The sequence below is a fragment of the Nevskia sp. genome (genome assembly GCF_023266035.1).
Lineage (GTDB): Bacteria > Pseudomonadota > Gammaproteobacteria > Nevskiales > Nevskiaceae > Nevskia.
Window position 1 is genome coordinate 19,685 of the sequence record NZ_JAHFRY010000016.1, and the last position, 19,874, is coordinate 39,558.

Sequence of the window (19,874 nt, forward strand, 5' to 3'; positions counted from 1 at the left end):
CCCTTCGTGCAAAGCTGCGGCAACTACGAACTCGACGAATCCGTTCGCCGGGCCATCTACAAATCCCAGCCGCTGCCGCTGCTCGCAGCCAAGACGGCGGCCGGTTCGATCGAGGTCGAGTTCTCGCCGTGATTCGCCATCCGCTGTCTGCCGCTGCCTGCGCCCTGCTGTTGGCCGGTTCTTTGTCCGCTCCGTTGTCGGCACTGGCTGCCGTGAAGCCGAAAGCGGCAGCTGCAGCGGCGCCGACCAGCGACACGCCGGCCGCCGTCTCTCGCGATCCATCCTGCACGACCACGCGCAGCCGATCGGCGGACGGCCGCATCGGCTACTTCCGCCACTGCCCGGACAGCCCGGACATGGTGTCGTTCCGCGGCGGCACCTACCGGATGGGCGATGGCATCGGCAATGGCCAGAACTTCGAGCATCCGGCGCACGAGGTCACCATCAAACCGTTCGCCATCGGCCGTTATGAAGTGACGCGCGGCGAGTGGCAGGCCTGCGTCGCCGCCGGCGGCTGCACGGCGCCGATGACGCCACCGGAAGCCACCGAAGCCGGCCCCCGTCATCCGGTGAACAGCATCAACTGGCTCCAGGCCAAGGCTTATGTCGCCTGGCTGGCGCAGCGCAGCGGCCGCCCGTATCGCCTGCCGACTGAAGCCGAATGGGAGTACGCGGCGCGAGCCGGCACCGACAGCCACTACGTCTGGAGCATGGGCAATGTCGACGTGGTCACCTGCAACTACGCCAACGCCCTCGATCTCTCCGCCGGCGCCAGGCATCCGGAGCTGACCTGGTTCATCGAATGCAACGACGGCTTTGCCGAAACCGCACCGGTCGGCAGCTTCCCGCCGAACCGTTGGGGTGTGCACGACATGATCGGCAATGTCTGGGAATGGGTCGAGGATTGCTGGCATCCGGACTACACCGGCGCACCGACCGATGGCCGCGCCTGGCTGGACAGCGGCGAAGGCGCGAACTGCAAGAAGCGGGTCAACCGCGGTGGCGGCTGGGGCAACGGCGCTTCGGCGCTGCGCCTGTCGAGCCGCGATGCCGATCCAGCCGGCAATCACAGCAGCGGGCTCGGTTTCCGGGTGGCGCTGAGCGTTGCCGCGCCACCGCCGGCCCCTGCTGCAGCGCCCGCTCCGGTGCCTACACCATGAACGCCGGCTACCGTCTCGCCGCCATGCTGCTGATGGCGCCGCTGGCGCTGTCGGCCTCGCCTCCCGGACCGTTGCAGCTGGAACGGCCGTTCGAATTCCAGCTGGTGCTGAACGGCACCCAGAGCTGGAAAAGCGGCGTGCAGGCCACCGAAGCCACGACCAGGCAGACCTACACGGTCAACACCCGGCTGCGCTCGAACGGCTTTCTGTACAGCGACAACCTGCTCGATACCGACAACGCGGCGCGGATGGAAATCAAGCCGATGTACTACGCACGCCAGGGCCTGGAGCGCCTGAGGGCCAGCAACGGCGGCAAGCTGCCGACCACGCCGGATGATGCCAACACGATCTTCGAGCGCTATCGCCAGAAGGGCAATCACTGCCGGGACAATCTGGAGTGCAACCAGCAGGCCGCCGAACAGATCGCCGCGGTCAACGCCATGCAGGACAACAGCCGCGAAGATCTGGAAGCCTTCCTGAACTCCCACGGCAGCGGTCCGGAAGCGCGCTTCCTGTACTTCTTCGGCTACGCCGGCTGCCCGGTGAAGCTCAGCATCCAGTACGCGCTGGAGATCACTGGCACCCGCGCCTACGACAAGAAGAAGGAGAAGCCGCTGCCGTTCAGGCTGATCCGTACCGCGGATTCGCCCGGCAACGAGGACGATCAGAAGACGCTGTGCGAGAAGTACGTGGCCACCGTCGACGTCAAGACCGGCACCATCTTCGTCGAGAACCTGTTCATTCCGGCGCCGCCCGGGATCAGCAAGCGGACGATCAACACCTCGACCGAAACCGTCGATGAAAAGATCGGCCTGCCGCCGCCGTTCGAGGCGCTGAACTGGACCAGCGCCAAGATGCGTCAGACCACTGAAAGCGGCGAAGAAAAGGTGAGCTTGCCGCTGACCGCCGCGCTGGATGGCGACAACAGCGTGCAGGGCACGTTCACCGGCAAGCTCGATATCTCGTTCCGCTGGAGCTTCAAGCCGCCGGCCGGCAAGGCCGTTCCCGCAAAACCCTAGCGTTGTAGGTCGCCCCTCGGGCGACGGTGCTGAAGCGAGAAACGTCGGACGAGGCCCGACCTACTTGCGCAAACGGCCAAGCTCAACTCTTGGCAAACACCTTCTTCAGCAGCTCCGTGCTGCGCGCCGCCGGGTTTTCGCGGATCGCCTTTTCCTCGTCGGCAACCCGCAGGAACAGGCTGTTCAGGGCACGATCGGTCACCCAGGTGTCGAGATCCGGCGCGCCCAGCGTGCTCGCCAGGGGACCGGCGCTGGCCAGCACCGCCTTGTACTGCTGGGCGAGGCCGGCCTTGGCGGTAATGCCGGCGACGATCGGCTTGAATTTCGCCTGCAGGCTGGTGCTGGTCGCCTGACGGAAGAAAGTCGTTGCCGCGTCCGGCGGGCCATCGAGAATCGCTCGAACGTCCTTCAGGCTCAGCTGCCGGATGGCACCAGAAAACACGTCGGCGGCGACCGGCACCGCAGCTTCCGCCGCGCGGTTCATCGACAGATGCAGCTCGTCCAGCCGGGGCCCGGCGCCGAAGCTGCGCAGCAGCGGATCGGCCTTGGTCAGCGCCTTCGGCAGCGGAATGCGGAAACGCGTGTCCTGCCAGAAGCCGTCGCTGCGGCCGAGCTGGGCGATCGCCCGGTTCGCGCCCTGGGCGAGCGCTTCCTTCAATGCCGCGCCGATGTCGCCTTCGCCGACGCCGGCATTGGCGCGGCGGGTGGCGTCGTAGGCCTTCTGCGCGAAATCGCCGAACGGCCCGGCGCTCGATGGCGCGGCCGTCGCGAGCACGACGGCCAGGGCAAGCAGCAGAGAACGGGTGGATGACGAGGACATCGAATGACTCCGGGCACAGGGAACAAGTGACGCCGCGAGCCTAGACGATCGTCCGGGACAATGCCTGTGCGGGCGCCAAAGCGACCGCCCGGCCGTCAATCCGGCACGATTTTCGCGAAGGCGCATGCGCTTTCATGGGGACCTGCGTACAATTCGCGATCTTTTTCTTGCTGCGCCGCAGCAAGGAGCTGCAACAGCCCCCAGCAGTCAATTGGGGGCGTTAATTCGGAAAGCCTGCCTGTGAGCCTCGAGAATCTCCGCAACATCGCCATCATCGCCCACGTCGATCATGGCAAGACCACCCTCGTCGACAAGCTGCTGCGCCAGTCGCAGACTTTGGACGCCCGTGAAAATCTCGGCGAGCGAGTCATGGACTCGAACGATCTCGAACGCGAGCGAGGCATCACCATCCTGTCGAAGAACACGGCGATCCGCTGGCTCGACAAGCGCACCAACATCGAATACCGCATCAACATCGTCGACACGCCCGGGCACGCCGACTTCGGCGGCGAAGTGGAGCGCGTGCTGTCGATGGTCGACTGCGTCTGCCTGCTGGTCGACGCCGCTGACGGCCCGATGCCACAGACCCGCTTCGTGACCCAGAAAGCCTTCGGCATGGGCCTGAACCCGATCGTCGTGGTCAACAAGATCGACCGTCCGGGCGCCCGCGCCCACTGGGTCATCGACCAGATCTTCGATCTGTTCGACCGCCTCGGCGCCACCGACAAGCAGCTCGATTTCCCGATCGTCTACGCATCGGCCCTGCACGGTTATGCCGGCGACAACCCGGACATCCGCGAAGGCGACATGGACCCGATGTTCCAGACCATCGTCGACCAGGTGTCGCCGCCGAAGGTCAACTCGGAAGGTCCGTTCCAGATGCAGGTGACCTCGCTCGCGTACTCCTCGTACGTCGGCGTCATCGGCACCGGCCGCATCACCCGCGGCAAGGTCAAGCCGAACCAGCAGGTGTCGATCGTCGGCCGTGACGGCAGCGTGCGCACCGGCAAGGTGCTGCAGGTGCTCGGCTTCATGGGCCTCGACAAGATCGAAGTGCCGGAAGCGGAAGCGGGCGACATCGTCGCCATCACCGGCATCGCCGATCTCGGCATTTCCGAGACCATCTGCGATCTGAAGCACCCGGAACAGATGGCCACGCTGCTGGTCGACGAACCGACCATGAGCATGATGTTCGAGGTCAACAAGTCGCCGTTCGCGGGCAAGGAAGGCAAGTTCGTCACCTCGCGCCAGATCGGCGATCGCCTGCAGCGCGAGCTGAAGACCAATGTCGCGCTGCGTGTCGAACAGGGCAACGCCGGTGACCAGTTCAAGGTCTCGGGTCGCGGCCTGCTGCACCTCGGCATCCTGCTGGAAACCATGCGTCGCGAAGGCTACGAAATCGCCGTTGCCCGTCCGGAAGTGATCCAGAAGGAAATCGACGGTGTGCTTTGCGAGCCGTACGAAACGCTGGTGGCCGACGTCGAAGAAGCCAACCAGGGCGGCGCCATTCAGGGCCTCGCCGAGCGTGGCGGCAAGATGACCAACATGGTCCCGGACGGCAAGGGTCGTGTCCGTCTCGAATACACCATTCCGTCGCGTGGCCTGATCGGCTTCCAGACCGAATTCATGTCGATGACTTCGGGCACCGGTCTGCTGTTCCACAACTTCGATCATTTCGGTCCGAAGTCGGACAGCGCCGGCATCGGACAGCGCCGCAACGGCGTGCTGATCTCCAACGAATTGGGCAAGACCGCGCCGTATGCGCTGTTCAACCTGCAGGAGCGCGGCCGCATGATGGTCGACTCCGCCGTCGAGGTTTACGAAGGCCAGGTGGTCGGCATCCATTCACGCGACAACGACCTCGTGGTCAATGTCCTGAAGGGCAAGAAGCTGACCAACATGCGCGCCTCGGGCTCGGATGAAAACGTGCTGCTGACCCCGCCGGTCAAGCATTCGCTGGAGCAGGCGCTGGAGTTCATCAACGAGGACGAACTCGTCGAACTGACGCCGACTTCGATTCGCGTGCGCAAGAAGTTCCTCAAGGAACACGAGCGCAAGCGCGGCCGCAGCGAGTCGGCTGTCGCCTGAGCGGTTAACTGAAAAGCTGTTTGCAACAGAACGCCGACGAAAGTCGGCGTTCTTGTTTCCGGCTTCAGAAAGCCAATGGCACGACGGGAACTTGCCGGACAGAATGCCGTCCGAACCCCTATCGTTCGCCCTCTGGAGAAGTCGCCGTGCTGAAAGCCTGGACCCCGCTGCTCGTTGCCTGCGCGCTGCTGCCTGGCGCTGTGCTGGCTCATGGCCCGTCACGGCTGAAGGTCGTCGAATCGGTGGAGATCGCCGCACCCGTGGACAAGGTCTGGGCCCGTCTGTCGAAGTTCGACGATGCCTCGTGGATTCCGGCCGTCGCCAAGACCGATGCCAAGGGCGGCAACGAAGTCGGCGCCACCCGCACCGTGACCCTGAAAGCCGAAGGCAGCCCGACCATCGAGGAAGAGCTGGTCAAGTACAACGCCGAAGGCAAGTCGCTGAGCTACAAGATCACCAAGGTCGATCCCAAGGTGCTGCCGGTCAACAACTACGCGTCGACGATCACCGTCACCGGCGATGCCACGAAGAGCACCGTCGAATGGAAAGCCGGCTTCTATCGCGGCTATCCGAACAACGATCCGCCGCCGGAGCTGAACGACGACGCTTCGCAGGCCGCCGTCACCAAGCTCTACGAGACCACACTTGCCGCGCTGAAGAAGTCGCTGGAAGGCGGCAAATAGTGGTCAGTGGCTAGTGTCTCGTTGCCGGTGAAAAAGCGGTGCTCCGTGCCGCGACCGGCTCTGCTGGTTGCGGCCCTGTTATCTGCGGGTTCGATCGAAGCTCACGACTTCGCTTTCATCCCGGCTCAGGTCGCCAATCGGGTCAGTGTCATCGACCTGACGACGATGCAGCGGCTGGCCGATATTCCGGTCGACGGCAAACCCGCTGGCGTCGCCGTTGCCCAGCAGGCCGGCCGTGCCTACGTCAGCAGCCCGGAAGGCAAGTTCGTCACCATCATCGACACCGCCAGCCGCGCGGTCGTCGGTCGCATCGACGTCGGCGGCGGCCCGCTCGGCATCGTCGTGCCGCCTTCCGGCTCGCCGATCTATGTCGCCGACTGGTACCAGCACCGCGTCTACGCGATCGATCCGATCCGCCGCGCCGTCACCGGCTTCGTCCAGGTCGGCCAGTCGCCGTCCGGTCTGGCGATCAGCAGCGACGGCCGGACGCTGCTCAGCGCCGATCGCGATGACGATCAGGTGTCGATCATCGACACCGCCAGTTTCACCGTGCGCGCGGCGATCAAGGTCGGCACCCGGCCGTTCGGCGTCAGCTTGTCCGCCGACGGCCTCCGCGCTTACACCGCCAACGTCGGCAGCAATGATGTGACGGTGATCGACGTACCGAACGCCAAGGCGATCGCCACAGTCGCCGTCGGCGAGCGCCCCTACGCCGTGGCGCTCGCCAACGGCCGCGCCTTCGTCAGCAACCAGTACGCGGGCACGGTCAGCGTGTTCGACACCGGCAGCTTCGCGAAGCTCGCGACCATCGAAGTCGGCGACTACCCGGAAGGCATCGAAGCCTCGGCCGACGGCCGCAGTGTCTACGTCGTCAACTGGGAATCGAACGGCGTGCAGCGCATCGATACGGCAACGCTGAAGGTCACCGCGAGCGCGGAGACAGCCGATGGGCCGCGCGGCTTCGGCAACTTCATCTGGCGGCAGCCTTGACCCGGTTCGAACCGGGTCAAAACCAGGCTCAGGGATAAGGCCGCACCACCTGCTCGATCGCGCCGAAGATCGAGACGCCGTCATCGTCGAGCATCTCGATGCGGATGGAGTCGCCGTGCTGCAGATACGGTGTTGTTGCGGTGCCGGACAGCAGGGTTTCGACGGTGCGCTGTTCGGCCAGGCAGGCGTAGCCGACGCCGCCGTCGGCAACCGGCTTGCCCGGCCCGCCGTCTTCGCCCTTGTTCGAGACCGTGCCGCTGCCGATGATCGAGCCGGCCACCAGCGGGCGGGTCTTGGCGATGTGGCTGATCAGCTGCGGGAAGCCGAAGACCATGTCCTGTCCGGCGTTCGGCGCACCGAGCTTCTGGCCGTTGACGGCAGTCAGCAGCCGGCGATGCAGGCGCTCGCCATCCCAGGCGGCGCCGAGTTCGTCCGGGGTCACCGCGCAGGGGCTGAAGCTGCTCGAAGGCTTGGACTGGAAGAAGCCGAAGTTCTTCGCCAGCTCCTCCGGGATCAGATTGCGCAGCGAGACATCGTTGGCCAGCATCACCAGGCGGATCGCACTGGCCGCCGCTTCCGGCGAGGCGCCCATCATCACGTCCCCGGTGATCACCGCGAGTTCGCCTTCGAGGTCCAGGCCCCAGTCGGCATTGGCCAGAGGTATCGCGGCGCAGGGCGCGAGGAAGCTGTCCGAGCCGCCCTGGTAGATCAGCGGATCGGTCCAGAAGCTGGCTGGCAGCTCGGCGCCGCGGGCGCGACGCACCAGCTCGACGTGATTGACGTAGGCCGAGCCGTCCGCCCACTGATAGGCGCGCGGCAGCGGCGACAGGCATTCGCAGGGATCGAAGGCCAGGGTGCCGGCAATGCCGCCTTCGTTGAGCTTGTCCGACAGCAGCTGCAGATCGGGGGCGATGGCCTCCCAGTCGTCGAGGGCTTGCTGCAGGGTTCGGGTCTGCGGCACCGGTGCTGCGTGGCGCAGATCGCGGCTGACGACGACCAGCCGGCCATCACGGCTGCCATCACGCAAGGTGGCGAGTTTCATCGGGTTTTCCGCCGTTGCCGACGGTCCTGTAAGGGGCGTGAAGCTATTCTAGCCCCGCGCTTCCGGTGGCCGGCAGGCTCAGCCTTACCCTCAGACCACCGCCTTCGGCATTGGCCGCGGACAAGCTGCCGCCATGCGCGCGGGCAATGCGTTCGACGATCGCCAGACCCAGCCCGTGGCCTTCGGCGCGCGCCGCATTGGCGCCCCGGAAGAACGGCCGGAACAGCTTGCCGAGATCGGTTTCGGGCACGCCGGGGCCGTGGTCGCGAATCTCGATCACCGTCTTCGGCGCAAGCCCTTCTTCGCTGCGCAGGCTGAGCACGATGTGGCCGCCATCGGCACTGAACTTCACCGCGTTCGAGAGCAGATTGTCGACCGCCCGTTCGAGCAGGCCGTGATTGCCGCTGACCGGCAGCGAATCCTCCATCTGCAGTGCGATGCCGATCTGCCGGGTGTCTGCCTCGATACGGAAGGCGCTTGCCCGGGACTGCAGCATTGCGGCCAGATCGACCTGTTCCATGCTCATGCCGGGCAGGTCCGCTTCCATCCGCGACAACGCCAGCGCTTCGCCGATGATCCGGTCCAGCCGGGCGATCTCCGCCTCGGCCCGGGTGAAGTGGGTGACGGCGGATTCCGGCGCGCCGCGGCTGGCCAGATCGAGCAGCAAGTGCAGGCGGGCCAGCGGCGAGCGCAGTTCGTGGGAAACATCCTGCAGCACGCCGCGTTCGTGGGCGATCAGCGCTTCGATGCGCGCCGCCATGCGATCGAAATCGGCCGCGAGACGGCCGAGTTCGTCATCGCGGCCGCTCCACGGCGCGCCGACTCGCGTCGCCAGATCACCGGCGGTCATCCGCCGGGTGGCATCGGCGATCGCCGCGACCGGCCGGGCGATGCTGCGCGCCACCCACCAGCCGAGCGCGCCGATCACCAGCATCGACAGCACCAGTTGCACCATCAGCAGATGCTCGATGCGCGGCGGCGGCGCGCGCGGGCCGCGGACGGCGATCAGGCGGCGTTCGATGCCATCGCTGCCGATCACCTTCTCGGCGACCACCAGCACTTCCGGCCGTGGCCGCAGGACCACCGCGTCCTCGCTCAGCAGGCGGTCGAGCGCACGGCGTGCGATCGGTGGCGTCGGACGATGCAGCAGGTTGCGGTCAGCTTCGTAGAGGCTGGCATCGATGCCATCGAGCTGCCGGCGCTCGCGCCATTCATCAAGCCCATGCACACCTTTGCGGATGTAGACGCCGTTGGCGGCTTCGGCCATCGCCGTCCAGTCCGGCTCGCCGCGATAGGCGTTGCGGGCAAAGCGTTCGGTGACGAAGACGCTGATCACCAGCGTGGCGATGTTGGCGGCGACGAACCACAGCAGCAGCCGCGAATACAGGTTCGGGGTTGGCAGTTTCACGTTGACCCCGGTGCCGCCGTCTTGCCGACGATCAGCTGATAGCCGAGGCCGCGCACGGCATCGATGCCTGGCGCATCTGCGGCCGCGTCAGCCAGCTTGCGGCGCAGGCGGCTGATGTGGACATCGACGGCGCGATCGAAGCGTTCGATTTCGCGGCCCAGGCCTTCGCGGGTCAGCACCGCCTTGTCGACCACCTGACCGGGCCGCATCGCCAGGGCCATCAACAGCGAGAACTCGGCACCGGTCAGCTCCAGCGGCTGGCCGTGGAGCAAGGCCGTGCGGGTCAGCGTTTCGATGCGCAGGCTGCCGAGTTCGAGGGTGTCGGACGCAGCGGTCGCCGGCGCACGCAGCCGGGCGCGGACTCTGGCCAGCAGTTCGCGCGGCAGGCAAGGCTTGGCGAGGTAGTCGTCGGCACCGAGTTCGAGGCCGATGACCCGGTCCACTGGCTCGCCGCGCGCCGACAGCATGATCACCGGCAGCGGGTGCTTGCGGCGCAGTTCGCGCAGGGTTTCCAGGCCATCGAGGCCGGGCATCATCACGTCGAGGATCAGCAGATCCGGCCGCGGACCGGAAGCACCGAGCCGGGCCAGCGCGGCAGCGCCGTCGTGCACGGTCTCGACGCTGTAGGACTCGTGGCGCAGATAGTCGGCCAGCAGTTCGGCCAGCGCGCGGTCGTCGTCGACGATCAGGATGTGGGCAGCGGTCATGGCCGTACTGTCTGGCCCACGCCGACGACGCGCAAGCGGCGACGCCGGCCTTTACCGATCTTAACGAGCGCGCAACGCTTCGCCACGGCCATCAGGCGTTCAATGCTCGGGCAGACCAAGGCCATCGCGGCCTCCCCCCAGCAACAACATCCCAGCAACACAGGAGCACCCAAGATGAATCTCAAGACCCATCTCACTTCCAAGAAAACCGCACTCGCTGCTGCGCTGTGCGCCGGCCTGATGATCGCCGCGCCGCAGTTCGCCAATGCCCAGCCACCGGCTCCGGATGCTGCGGCTGGTGCTGATCGCCCGGATCGCCCGCCGCACGAGAAAGGCCGCCACGGCGGTCCGCGCCGTGGCGCTGGCCCGTTCATGCACGAGCTGAAGTCGCTGGATCTCAGCGATGCGCAGCGCAGCAGCGTCCGTGATGCGATCAAGGCACAGTGGCAGTCGGCTCGCGACGAGCGTGTGGCAGCGCGTCAGCTGCATCGCAACGTCGAGATCGCTGCGCCGGACAGCCCCGGCTACAGCGGCCTGATCAACCAGCTCGCCGACGCCGAGGCCAATGAAGCGCGTGACCGCGTGCAGAAGCAGGCGGCGCTGAAGTCGCAGATCTTCGCGATGCTGACGCCGGCGCAGAAGACCGCGCTGACCGAGAAGCTGAAGAACCTGCCGGAGCCGCCGGCCCGTCCCGAGAAGACCGGCTTCCGCGGTCGCTGAAGCTGCTGCTGTAAAGAAGCCCCGGCAGTGATGCCGGGGCTTCTTGCTGGGCGAGGTTCGGAGCTGACGCGTCAGCTCTGGCGCCAGCTCTGGTGGTACTCGGCCCATTCGACCGCCGTCGCCGCATCGCCGACATCGAAGGCTTCGCGGGCATCGATCATCACCGCGTACTCGTCGGTCATCGGTTTCGGCTGCACGTGCATCCGGCTCAGCGCCTTCGGATGCGGGCCGTGGGTGAAGCCGGCCGGGTGCAGGGTGACCATGCCCGGATGAATGTGATCGCGGCTGAAGAAGTCGCCCGAGTGATAGAAGATCACTTCGTCGAAATCATCGTTCGAGTGGAAGAACGGCACCTTGATCGCGCCAGGATCGGTCTCGAACGGGCGCGGCGCAAAGGTGCAGACCACGAAGCCCGGCGCAACGAAGGTGGTGTGCGCACTCGGCGGCAAGTGATAGCGATGCGAACTCAGCGGCCGGATATCGCGGACATTGATCCGCACCGGGTGCAAGGAGCCATGCCAGCCCAGGGCATCGAGCGGGTTGTACGGATAGGTGACTGTCGAAAGTGTATTGCGGCGCTTGATCACCACGCGACTATCGCCGGCCTGCGCGGCTTGCGCCTTGAAGGCCTCATCGATGCGCGGCAGATCGAGCATCGCCGGATCGAAGATCGCCTGCTCGCCGACCAGGCCCTTGTCCGGCAACTGATAGCTGCCATTGCTGGCTTCGATCAGCAGCAGCTGCAGGGCCTCCAGCACCTCGAGGCGCCACATGGTGCCGCGCGGCAGCAGCAGGTAATCACCGGCCTCGATCGTCAGATGGCCATAGTCGCAGTACAGCTCACCGCGCCCGGCGTGGACAAACAGCAGCTCATCGCCATCGGCGTTGCGGGCCAGATGATCCATGTTCGTGGCCAGCCGCCAGAAGCGCAGCCGGCAGTGCGCGTTGTGCAGCAGGTCGGTGGCTGCCCATGGGCTTGGACTGGTGCTCGCAGCTTCGGACGGCAGCTGCATGCAGTCGAAGGCACGCGGCCGCAGCGGACCTTCCCAGCTGGTCCAGCCGGTGGGCGGACGCGGATGGATCATCTGCGTCGCCGGGCCGAAGAAGCCGTCCTTGCCGATCTCGCGCTCGACCGTGCCGGGCGGCAGATCGGCATGCGCCTGGCGCGAGGCCAGGCCTTCGACGTGGGGAATGTGGATCCATTTGCGCATGACCGCTTCTCTCAGGCTGTTTCCGCTTTCAGCACACCTCGGCTAACCTGATCTTCCTCGATCGACTCGAACAGCGCCTTGAAGTTGCCTTCGCCGAAGCCTTCGTTGCCCTTGCGCTGGATGATCTCGAAGAAGATCGGGCCGATCACCGTCGAGGTGAAGATCTGCAGCAGGATGCCTTCCACCGGCGCGCCATCGATGAGGATTTTCAGCTTCTGCAGCCGCGCCAGATTCTCGCCGTGGTTCGGCACCCGGGCATCGGTCTTGTCGTAGTAGGCGTCCGGCGTGTCCATGAACACGACACCGCGCGCGCGCAGCGCTTCGACGGTTGAGTAGATGTCATCGGTGGCCAGCGCCAGATGCTGGATGCCTTCGCCGCGATAGTCACGGATGAATTCGGCGATCTGCGATTTCTCGTCGGCGCTTTCGTTGATCGGAATCCGCAGCTTGCCGCAGGGGCTGGTCATCGCCCGCGACACCAGGCCGGTCAGCTTGCCTTCGATGTCGAAATAGCGGATCTCGCGGAAGTTGGCGATGCGGGTGTAGAAGCTCGACCAGACGTCCATGTTGCCCTTGGCGACGTTGTGGGTCAGATGGTCGAGCGCTGTCAGGCCAACGCCCTTCGGCTGCTGATTCGCGCCGGCAATGGCGATGAAGTCGACGTCGTAGATCGAGCGCTCGCCGTAGCGGTCGACAAAATAAAGGACGCTGTTGCCGATGCCGTAGACCGCCGGCAGGTTCAGCTCCATGTAGCCCGGTTTGGTATCGAACGGCACCGCGCCCTGGGCCACGGCATGACGGAACGCGGCGGGCGCGTCCTTCACCCGCCAACCCATCGCGCAGGCGCTGGGGCCGTGGGCGATCGCGAATTGCGCGAAGTGCGTGTACGGCGTGCCGTTGACCAGGAAGTGGATGTCGCCCTGCTTGAACAGGGTCACGTCCTTTGAACGATGCCGGGCCACCGCGGTGAAGCCGAGCAGCTCGAACAGCCTGTGCAGCTGGGCCACGCCGGCCGGCGTCGGCGCGGTGAATTCGACGAACTCGAAGCCGTCGGTCTGCAGCGGGTTGGTCTGATCGTTCATCGGTAGCTCCAAAGGTCAGGCCGCCAGCGATTTCGGCGGGAACAGCGGTGCATGCAGGCCGAGGCGGCGGGCGTCGGCCACGGCGGCAAGCAGATCGGCCCGGCTCAGCTCGTGCAACTGACGAAATGAGTCGAGCACGTAGTACAGCGGCTGCAGCACATCGATGCGATACGGCGTGCGCAGCACCTCGATCAGCGAAAACGGGCGGTGCTGCGGCGCCGGCCCCAGCGCATACGCGGTTTCGCCGGGCGAGGACAGGATGCCGCCGCCGTAGATGCTGAGTGAATCATCCGGCCTGCGAAGCAGGCCAAACTCGACGGTAAACCAGTACAGCCGCGCCAGAAACGCGCGATCTTCCTTGCTCGCCGCCAGCCCGATTTCGCCATAGCGCTGGGTGAACGCGGCGAACCAGGGGTTGGTCAGCAACGGCGTGTGGCCGAACAGCTCGTGGAAGATGTCGGGTTCCTGCAGGTAGTCCAGATGCTCGCGACGGCGGATGAACGTGGCGGCCGGGAAGCGCTTGGCGGCCAGCAGCGCGAAGAATTGCGAGAACGGGATCAGCGCCGGCACTGCCGCCACTTGCCAGCCGGTCTCGCGCTGCAGCCGGGCCGAGACCTCCGACAGCTGCGGCACGCGATGCTGCGGCAGCTGCAACAGCGCCAGTCCGTGCAGGAATTCCTGGCAGGCGACGTCTGCGATCGCAGCCTGCTGACGCGCATACAACTCGGCCCAGATCGCGTGCTCGGCCTTCGAGTAGGCGACGATGCCGCGCGCGTCGGGCGCACGGGAAACGTAAAGGGACGAGGGCAGCGAACGCTGGGCCATGACGGCCTCCATGAAGCGGATGCAAGGCAGCCAGCGTAGCGCGGCAGCCGCAGCGTTTTGCTGCGAAGTGATGCGCATACGTTAGGATTCTCGCATCGATTCATCACGAATCATCTGAATTTCGGAGAAATCATGCGCGCCGAGCTGGACCGTACCGATCTTCGGATGCTCGACGAGCTGCAGCGCAACGGCCGCATCGCCGTGGTCGAGCTGGCCGACAAGGTCGCCCTATCGCCGACTGCCTGCCAGCGGCGGCTGAAGAAGCTGGAGGATTCCGGCGTCATCGGCCGCTACACCGCCGTGCTCAATCCGGCGGCGCTCGGTCTCGGCATCGAGGCTTTCGTTCGCGTCGCGATCGAGCGGCAATCGAAGGATGCGACCCAGGCTTTCGAAGCAGCGATCCGCGCCCGGCCGGAAGTGCGCGCCTGCTACGTGATGACCGGCGATCTCGACTTCCTGCTGCACGTGCAGGTGGCCGATCTCGCCGCCTTCGCCGAGTTCTCGATGCGGGTGCTGATCGGCCTGCCCGGCGTCAAGGACGTGCGTTCGTCGCTGGTGCTGGAAGCGATCAAGCGCGACGAGGGCCTGGCCCTCGTCGGTTGAACTATCCCTGAACTACATCCGCGCGAAACGATCCGCCGCATCGATCAGCCGGCTCAAGGTGCCGTTCTCGCTGGCCGCATGGCCGGCATCGGCGACCACCTGCAGATCGGCTTCCGGCCAGGCGCGATGCAGATCCCAGGCGGATTTCATCGGGCAGACCACGTCATAGCGGCCCTGGACGATGACGCCGGGGATGTTCTTCAGCTTCGCAGCGTCGTCCAGCAACTGGTTCGGGCGCAGGAAGCCGCCGTTGACGAAGTAGTGGCATTCGATGCGGGCGAAGGCTTCGGCGAAATCATCGCCGCCGTAGCGGGCGACCATGTCGGTGCTCGGAATCAGCTTCGAGGTCGCACCTTCCCAGATGCTCCAGCTGCGCGCGGCATCGCGGCGCACTTCCGGGTTTTCGCTGGTCAGGCGGCGGTGATAGGCGCTGACCAGATCGCCGCGCTCGGAAACCGGGATCGGCGCGATGTAATGCTCCCAGGCGTCCGGATAGATCCAGTTGCAGCCTTCCTGGTAGAACCAGCTGATCTCCTCCGGACGGATCAGGAAGATGCCGCGCAGGATCAGGCCGAGCGTCCGCTGCGGATGGGTTTCGCCATAGGCCAGCGCCAGGGTCGAGCCCCAGGAACCGCCGAACACCACCCAGGCGTCGATGCCGAGTTTCTCGCGGATGGTTTCCATGTCGGCCACCAGATCCCAGGTGCTGTTCTCGCGCAGTTCGGCATACGGCGTGGAACGGCCGCAGCCGCGCTGATCGAACAGCACGATGCGGTAGCGTTTCGGATCGAAGAACTGGCGATGCCAGGCTTCGCAGCCGCCGCCCGGGCCGCCATGCACGAACACCACCGCCTTGCCCTGCGGGTTGCCGCTTTCCTCGACATAGATCTCGTGCAGCGCCGAAACCTTCAGATGGTGCGTGCGATACGGCTCGATCGGCGGATAAGGCTGGGCCATGGCTGCAGGAGGGGATCAGGACGGGGGCAGCGTTTAGCTTAACCGACAGCCTCAAGCGATCGACTTCAGAAATCCCCAGAGCAGCACCCCGAAGCCGCCGATCTCGGCCAGCGCCAGCGCCCACATGAAGCCCTGCATCGCGACGTCCGGCAAGGTGCCGGCGCCGAGCTGGTGCGGGCGGCGCATCTGGTTGTCGGTGTCTCGGAGGATGCCGTGCAGTACATAACCGGCGATGGCCAGCGCGAAGAACAGCAGCGGGCCCGCGACCGCCCACAGCGTGCCGGCCGGCGACAGCGGCGAATAAGGCACGAATTCGCGGATCAGCAGCGCCGAAAACGAGTACATCAGCGCCGCCCGATGGGCGATGTCGACATAGACCGGCGCCGTGGCTACGGCACTGGTGGCGATGCAGCGGTACTTCCACCAGCCGGTCAGCAGGCCGGTCATGAAGAAGCTGCCGGCGGCCAGCAGGCATAGCGTTTCAGCAGTGATCGAGATGGTCATCGAAGAACTCGGAGTAAGGTGCGGGAACCTGCCGGCAGACTTCTCCGGTCGATCCGGCGGAACAGTCTTTGCACATTCATTGTCGCCTGATCGGACGCTGCGATAGCATCCGCTTCAGCACCTGCTCTTTGAAGTGTTTTTGAAGTTCACAGCCGTCCCGAGCACCGAACGCAATGTCGAAAAATCCGCTGATCCTGGTGCTGCTTGCCAGCTTCGCCGCGCCGCTTGCCGCCAGCGATGCGCCGGGTGCAGCTGCCGCCGCCGTCGTCGCGCCTGCTGCCACCACGGTGGTGCTCGAGGATCCGAATTTCCCGACGCCGAGCCTGATCAAACCCAGGGTCGAGTTCTGGAAGCAGGTGTTCGCCGAATGGTCTGAAAACAACAGCGCGCTGCACACCAAGGACGATGTCTCGAAGGTGTTCACGGTGCTCGATTTCCGCGCCGATGCCGCCGTGCTGTCGCCGAACGAGCTGGCTGCCAAGAAGAACCGCGAGGAAAAAGCCGCCCGCGCCGATCTCGAAGGCAGCCTGCGGGCGCTGCAGGCGCGCATCGATGGCGGCGAAGTGATCAACCCGGACCTGCTGCCGGCTGATCAGGCCAAGATCGTCGCGCTGTTCGGCAACGATCAGAACCCGCAGCGCTACGAGAAGGCCGCCGAGGATCTGCGCTTCCAGCGCGGCCTGCGCGAGCGCACCCAGCACGCGCTGGAAATCTCCGGCCGCTATCTGCCCGAGATGGAACGCATCTTCGCCGGCTACGGCCTGCCGACCCGGCTGACCCGCCTGCCGCTGGTCGAATCCAGCTTCAATGTCGAGGCCTACTCGAAGGCCGCCGCCGCCGGGCTCTGGCAGTTCATTCCGTCATCGGCGCGCATCTACATGCGCCTGAACAATGTCGTCGACGATCGTCGCGACCCGTGGACCTCCACCGACGCCGCCGCCCGTCATCTGCGTGACGACTACGACGCGCTCGGCAGCTGGCCGCTGGCGCTGACCGCCTACAACCACGGCCGCGGCGGCATCGCCAAGGGCCTGCGCGAAGTCAACGGCACGACCCTGACCGACCTGATCGAGCACTACCAGGCCAAGTCGTTCGGCTTCGCCTCGTCGAACTTCTACTCGGAGTTCATCGCCGCCAGCGAAATCGAGCGCGACTACCGCAGCCATTACGGCGAACTGCAGCGCGAACCGCTGCTGCGCTTCGACACCGTGCGCACCCACGACTACGTGCGCTACGACACCCTGCGCAAGCTGGCCGGTGCCGATGACGAGGAGTTCCAGCGCCTCAACCCGGCGTTCCGCCCGGAAGTGGTCAACGGCCGCCTGCGCGTGCCGCCGGATCACGAGATTCGCGTGCCGAGCGGTGCTGGCCGGCGCTTCGACATCGCTTACGCGACGCTGACCCCGGATCAGCGCCACGACAGCCAGATCCGCCTCTATTCGACCCACGTCGTCGCCCGCGGCGATTCGCTGGGCAAGATCGCCAAGCGCTATGGCGTGTCGAGCAAGGACATCCTGGTCGCCAACAACCTCGCCAACGGCAACAAGCTGCGCAAGGGCCAGAACCTGCAGATTCCGACCGGCGACGACCGGCTGATGGTGGCGGTGATCGACACCAAGCCGGCGGCGCAGACCGCGGCGCATCCGATCAAGGTCAAGGCGGAATCGCCGAGCCTGTCGGTGGCCAAGGCCGTTGCCCAGCACGGTACCCACCGCGTTCGCTCGGGCCAGACCCTGGGCGCGATCGCCAAGCGCTACCGGACGTCGATTGGCGCACTGCAGGAACTGAACGGTTTCGGCGACACCGACGTGCTGCGCGTTGGCGCGATGATCAAGGTGCCGCGCGGCTAGAGCGGCACTACGCGGCTGCGCCGCGCCAGCCGGCGCAGTGTCGGTCGCAGGCCGAAGTACAGCGCGGTGATCGCCAGCGGCGCAGCAGCGATCCAGGCCGCGACACCGCCGAGCGCCACCAGGCCGAATTCGGCGATGAACTCCATCGGCCCGGCCTGGAAGCGGCTGATCATTTCGGGAATCGACAGCGCCACATGCGGCGCACCGAACCATTCGCCGGCCCGATAGAACGGCAGCAGCAGCACGAACTGCAGCGGATAGCAGAGGTAGTTCACCAGCTGGATGATCGGCTGGTTCAGGCGCAGGCCCCAGGCGACGAGGCCGCAGAGCACCGTGGTCGAACCCAGGATCGGGAATACCGCGATCACCGCGCCGAGCGCGGCCGTCAGCGCGATCTTTTCCGGGGTGATGCCCTGCCGAAGCTGGGCCAGCACCGGCCCCAGGACTTTTCGACGCCAGAACGATTGAACCGGGGCGGCGGCGGTGACGCTGTCTGGTTCGCTCACCGAGCGGCCAGCTTGCGGCGCAGCAGGAAGTCTTCGATGGTCGCGTTCGGCGGCAGCCTGGCGAGTTGAATCAGCGCGTAGACCGCCATCGCCATGTTGCCAGTCAGCAGCACCGCGACCAGCCACAGAACCCGCGCCAGCCACGAGGTTTCCTTGTAGGCGATCCACAACCAGAACCACAGGAAGGCGTAGAAGGTGTCGAACAGCGTGGCGACGAACCAGGCGTTGTAGTTCGCGGCCGGATTGGCGATCAGATCATTGATCGCCGGCACGATGCTGACGTGGCCGGTGGCCCAGATCGACGCGCCGATCAGCGAGGCGAACGCAAGGACCGCAAACAGGCCGATGCCGAGCTTCATCAAGACCTCAAGTTGGTTTGGTCAGCGTGATATGCATCAGATCGATCGAGCCGGTGCGGAAGCCACATTCGCAGTAGCTCAGGTAATAGCGCCACATGCGCAGGAAGCGCTCGTCGAACTGCTTGACGATCTGTTCCCGCACGCTGAGCACGTTGCGATGCCAGGCGGCGAGCGTATCAGCGTAGTCCTTGGCGTAGAACCGGGCATCGCTGGACACCAGGCCGACCTGCTCAGAAAGCGTCGCGAACAAGGTCGGCGGGCACAGCATGCCGCCCGGGAAGATGTACTTCTGGATGAAATCGCGCTTGCTGCGATAGTTGTCGAAGATCGCCGGATTGATCGTGATGCCCTGGATCGCCGCGACGCCGCCCGGCTTCAGCGCCTTGCTGATCGCCTGGAAATAGCCCGGCCAGTATTCCTCGCCGACGGCTTCGTACATCTCGATCGACACCACCCGGTCATAGGTTTCGGTGACGTCGCGGTAGTCGCGGATCTCGAAGCTGACGCGATCCGCTACGCCGGCCTTCTCGGCCCTGATCTTGGCTTCGGCGTACTGCTCGTTGGACAGGGTGATCGAGTGCACCCGGCAGCCCGAATGCGTCGCCGCATAGATCGCGAAGCCGCCCCAGCCGGAGCCGATCTCGAGCAGGGTGTGCTCGGGACGCAGTTCCAGGCGCTCGTACATCAGCTGGAACTTGTTGATCTGCGCGTCCATCAGCGTTTCGTTCGGCTGGATGTACATGCCGGAGGAGTACGCCATCGTGTCGTCGAGCCACATCTTGTAGAACTCGTTGCCGAGGTCGTAGTGGTACTCGATGTTCTTCTTCGCGGTGCGCTTGGTGTTGGCTTTAAGCCGGTGCTTGACCATGCCGAAGAAGCGGCCGAGCCAGTTCATCTCGAACGGGCCCTTGTAGTGCGGCTCGTTCAGGTACATGACCATCAGCAGGCGAGTCAGGTCCGGCGTGTCCCAGCAGTCATCCAGATAGGCGTCGCCGATGCCGACTTCGCCGCCGGTCAGCAGGTGGCGCATCAGCGCCTCGCTCTTGATCTGCCACAGGCCGTGGGGGCCGGGCTCGCTGCCTTCGAAGCGGCGCGTGCTGCCATTCGGCAGGACGATGTCGAGGGTGCCGACCTTCACGCCGGACATCATGTACATCAGGATCTTCAGGCCCCAGCTCAGGCCTCGATTGTCGCCGCGGGTGGCGAAGTCAGCGGGCAGGTCGGGCGAGAAGCCGTCCCGGCGCATGATCTGCTGAAGCTGTTCGTGGCGATCGTGCTTGCTGTCGTTGTGGTTCATGGCTGCGGCTAGGGTGTCCAGATGATGCCTGACGAGCCGGATC

Annotated in this window: 21 protein-coding genes; 9 read left to right on the forward strand and 12 right to left on the reverse strand. The window is 65.6% G+C overall.

The genetic code is table 11. The features are described from left to right. The first annotated feature begins 6 nt into the window (after positions 1-6). The 3 genes from Q0D45_RS21570 to Q0D45_RS03770 are packed head-to-tail and all read left to right on the forward strand — an operon-like array spanning position 7 to position 2,179. Positions 7-132 carry a TonB C-terminal domain-containing protein gene (locus tag Q0D45_RS21570; protein WP_366946338.1) on the forward strand — a complete coding sequence of 42 codons (126 nt, stop codon included), beginning with the start codon at positions 7-9 and terminating at the stop codon, positions 130-132. Then, positions 129-1,160 carry an SUMF1/EgtB/PvdO family nonheme iron enzyme gene (locus Q0D45_RS03765; RefSeq protein WP_293388736.1) on the forward strand — a complete coding sequence of 344 codons (1,032 nt, stop codon included), beginning with the start codon at positions 129-131 and terminating at the stop codon, positions 1,158-1,160. The genes Q0D45_RS21570 and Q0D45_RS03765 overlap by 4 nt, the downstream gene beginning before the upstream one ends. Next, positions 1,157-2,179 carry a hypothetical protein gene (locus tag Q0D45_RS03770; protein WP_293388739.1) on the forward strand — a complete coding sequence of 341 codons (1,023 nt, stop codon included), beginning with the start codon at positions 1,157-1,159 and terminating at the stop codon, positions 2,177-2,179. The genes Q0D45_RS03765 and Q0D45_RS03770 overlap by 4 nt, the downstream gene beginning before the upstream one ends. A gap of 82 nt (positions 2,180-2,261) precedes the next feature. On the opposite strand, the gene Q0D45_RS03775 is transcribed toward Q0D45_RS03770, so the two are convergent. Further along, positions 2,262-2,999, reverse strand: coding sequence for a DUF4197 domain-containing protein (locus Q0D45_RS03775; RefSeq protein ID WP_293388742.1), 738 nt, complete (start codon positions 2,997-2,999; stop codon positions 2,262-2,264). A gap of 240 nt (positions 3,000-3,239) precedes the next feature. Here Q0D45_RS03775 and typA point away from each other — a divergent pair, with 240 nt between their 5' ends. The 3 genes from typA (at position 3,240) to Q0D45_RS03790 (ending at position 6,760) form a co-directional block, all read left to right on the forward strand. Beyond that, the gene (typA, locus tag Q0D45_RS03780; RefSeq protein ID WP_293388744.1) at positions 3,240-5,087 is read left to right on the forward strand and encodes a translational GTPase TypA; all 1,848 of its coding nucleotides are present in this window, start codon (positions 3,240-3,242) and stop codon (positions 5,085-5,087) included. A 146-nt stretch (positions 5,088-5,233) separates the two neighbouring features. Further along, positions 5,234-5,770 carry an SRPBCC family protein gene (locus Q0D45_RS03785; RefSeq protein ID WP_293388746.1) on the forward strand — a complete coding sequence of 179 codons (537 nt, stop codon included), beginning with the start codon at positions 5,234-5,236 and terminating at the stop codon, positions 5,768-5,770. Between the two features lie 45 nt (positions 5,771-5,815). Beyond that, on the forward strand, positions 5,816-6,760 hold the full coding sequence (locus Q0D45_RS03790) for a YncE family protein (RefSeq protein ID WP_293388749.1): 945 nt from the start codon (positions 5,816-5,818) through the stop codon (positions 6,758-6,760). Between the two features lie 28 nt (positions 6,761-6,788). On the opposite strand, the gene Q0D45_RS03795 is transcribed toward Q0D45_RS03790, so the two are convergent. Genes Q0D45_RS03795 through Q0D45_RS03805 form a run of 3 tightly spaced genes read right to left on the reverse strand, consistent with a single transcriptional unit; the run spans position 6,789 to position 9,917 of the window. Continuing rightward, positions 6,789-7,802 carry a fumarylacetoacetate hydrolase family protein gene (locus tag Q0D45_RS03795; RefSeq protein ID WP_293388752.1) on the reverse strand — a complete coding sequence of 338 codons (1,014 nt, stop codon included), beginning with the start codon at positions 7,800-7,802 and terminating at the stop codon, positions 6,789-6,791. 43 nt (positions 7,803-7,845) lie between these two features. Further along, positions 7,846-9,210, reverse strand: a complete 1,365-nt coding sequence (locus Q0D45_RS03800; RefSeq protein WP_293388754.1) for a HAMP domain-containing sensor histidine kinase — start codon at positions 9,208-9,210, stop codon at positions 7,846-7,848. Further along, complete coding sequence (locus Q0D45_RS03805; RefSeq protein WP_293388756.1) at positions 9,207-9,917, reverse strand: response regulator transcription factor; 711 nt, start codon at positions 9,915-9,917, stop codon at positions 9,207-9,209. Before Q0D45_RS03805 ends, Q0D45_RS03800 begins: the two co-directional genes overlap by 4 nt. Before the next feature lie 174 nt (positions 9,918-10,091). Between Q0D45_RS03805 and Q0D45_RS03810 the strand changes: the two genes are divergently transcribed. After that, positions 10,092-10,637, forward strand: coding sequence for a Spy/CpxP family protein refolding chaperone (locus Q0D45_RS03810; protein ID WP_293388759.1), 546 nt, complete (start codon positions 10,092-10,094; stop codon positions 10,635-10,637). Positions 10,638-10,708: 71 nt separating this feature from the next. Here the strand turns inward: Q0D45_RS03810 and Q0D45_RS03815 are convergent, their stop codons facing one another. From Q0D45_RS03815 to phhA, 3 genes are read right to left on the reverse strand one after another with little or no spacing between them, the layout of a single operon-like run. Then, positions 10,709-11,848 carry a homogentisate 1,2-dioxygenase gene (locus Q0D45_RS03815; protein WP_293388762.1) on the reverse strand — a complete coding sequence of 380 codons (1,140 nt, stop codon included), beginning with the start codon at positions 11,846-11,848 and terminating at the stop codon, positions 10,709-10,711. Between the two features lie 11 nt (positions 11,849-11,859). Then, positions 11,860-12,930, reverse strand: coding sequence for a 4-hydroxyphenylpyruvate dioxygenase (hppD, locus tag Q0D45_RS03820; RefSeq protein WP_293388764.1), 1,071 nt, complete (start codon positions 12,928-12,930; stop codon positions 11,860-11,862). A gap of 15 nt (positions 12,931-12,945) precedes the next feature. After that, positions 12,946-13,740, reverse strand: coding sequence for a phenylalanine 4-monooxygenase (gene phhA / locus Q0D45_RS03825; RefSeq protein ID WP_366946339.1), 795 nt, complete (start codon positions 13,738-13,740; stop codon positions 12,946-12,948). Between the two features lie 147 nt (positions 13,741-13,887). On the opposite strand from phhA, the gene Q0D45_RS03830 reads away from it, so the two are divergent. Continuing rightward, on the forward strand, positions 13,888-14,358 hold the full coding sequence (locus Q0D45_RS03830; protein WP_293388771.1) for an Lrp/AsnC family transcriptional regulator: 471 nt from the start codon (positions 13,888-13,890) through the stop codon (positions 14,356-14,358). Between the two features lie 12 nt (positions 14,359-14,370). Here the strand turns inward: Q0D45_RS03830 and pip are convergent, their stop codons facing one another. Together pip and Q0D45_RS03840 are read right to left on the reverse strand one after the other, a co-directional pair. Then, positions 14,371-15,315, reverse strand: coding sequence for a prolyl aminopeptidase (pip, locus tag Q0D45_RS03835; RefSeq protein WP_293388774.1), 945 nt, complete (start codon positions 15,313-15,315; stop codon positions 14,371-14,373). Between the two features lie 51 nt (positions 15,316-15,366). Further along, on the reverse strand, positions 15,367-15,819 hold the full coding sequence (locus Q0D45_RS03840) for a hypothetical protein (RefSeq protein WP_293388777.1): 453 nt from the start codon (positions 15,817-15,819) through the stop codon (positions 15,367-15,369). 173 nt (positions 15,820-15,992) lie between these two features. Here Q0D45_RS03840 and Q0D45_RS03845 point away from each other — a divergent pair, with 173 nt between their 5' ends. Then, on the forward strand, positions 15,993-17,669 hold the full coding sequence (locus Q0D45_RS03845; RefSeq protein WP_293388780.1) for a LysM peptidoglycan-binding domain-containing protein: 1,677 nt from the start codon (positions 15,993-15,995) through the stop codon (positions 17,667-17,669). Here Q0D45_RS03845 and Q0D45_RS03850 read toward each other — a convergent pair. From Q0D45_RS03850 to Q0D45_RS03860, 3 genes are read right to left on the reverse strand one after another with little or no spacing between them, the layout of a single operon-like run. After that, a complete protein-coding gene (locus Q0D45_RS03850) occupies positions 17,666-18,175 on the reverse strand; it encodes a DUF2062 domain-containing protein (protein WP_293388783.1) in 510 nt (169 codons plus the stop codon). The two genes, Q0D45_RS03845 and Q0D45_RS03850, sit on opposite strands and share 4 nt — an antisense overlap. Further along, positions 18,172-18,534 (reverse strand): DUF1475 family protein, encoded by a 363-nt coding sequence (locus Q0D45_RS03855; RefSeq protein ID WP_293388786.1) that lies wholly within the window; start codon positions 18,532-18,534, stop codon positions 18,172-18,174. Before Q0D45_RS03855 ends, Q0D45_RS03850 begins: the two co-directional genes overlap by 4 nt. A 7-nt stretch (positions 18,535-18,541) precedes the next feature. Continuing rightward, positions 18,542-19,831 carry a cyclopropane-fatty-acyl-phospholipid synthase family protein gene (locus tag Q0D45_RS03860; protein ID WP_293388789.1) on the reverse strand — a complete coding sequence of 430 codons (1,290 nt, stop codon included), beginning with the start codon at positions 19,829-19,831 and terminating at the stop codon, positions 18,542-18,544. Positions 19,832-19,874 lie beyond the last annotated feature (43 nt).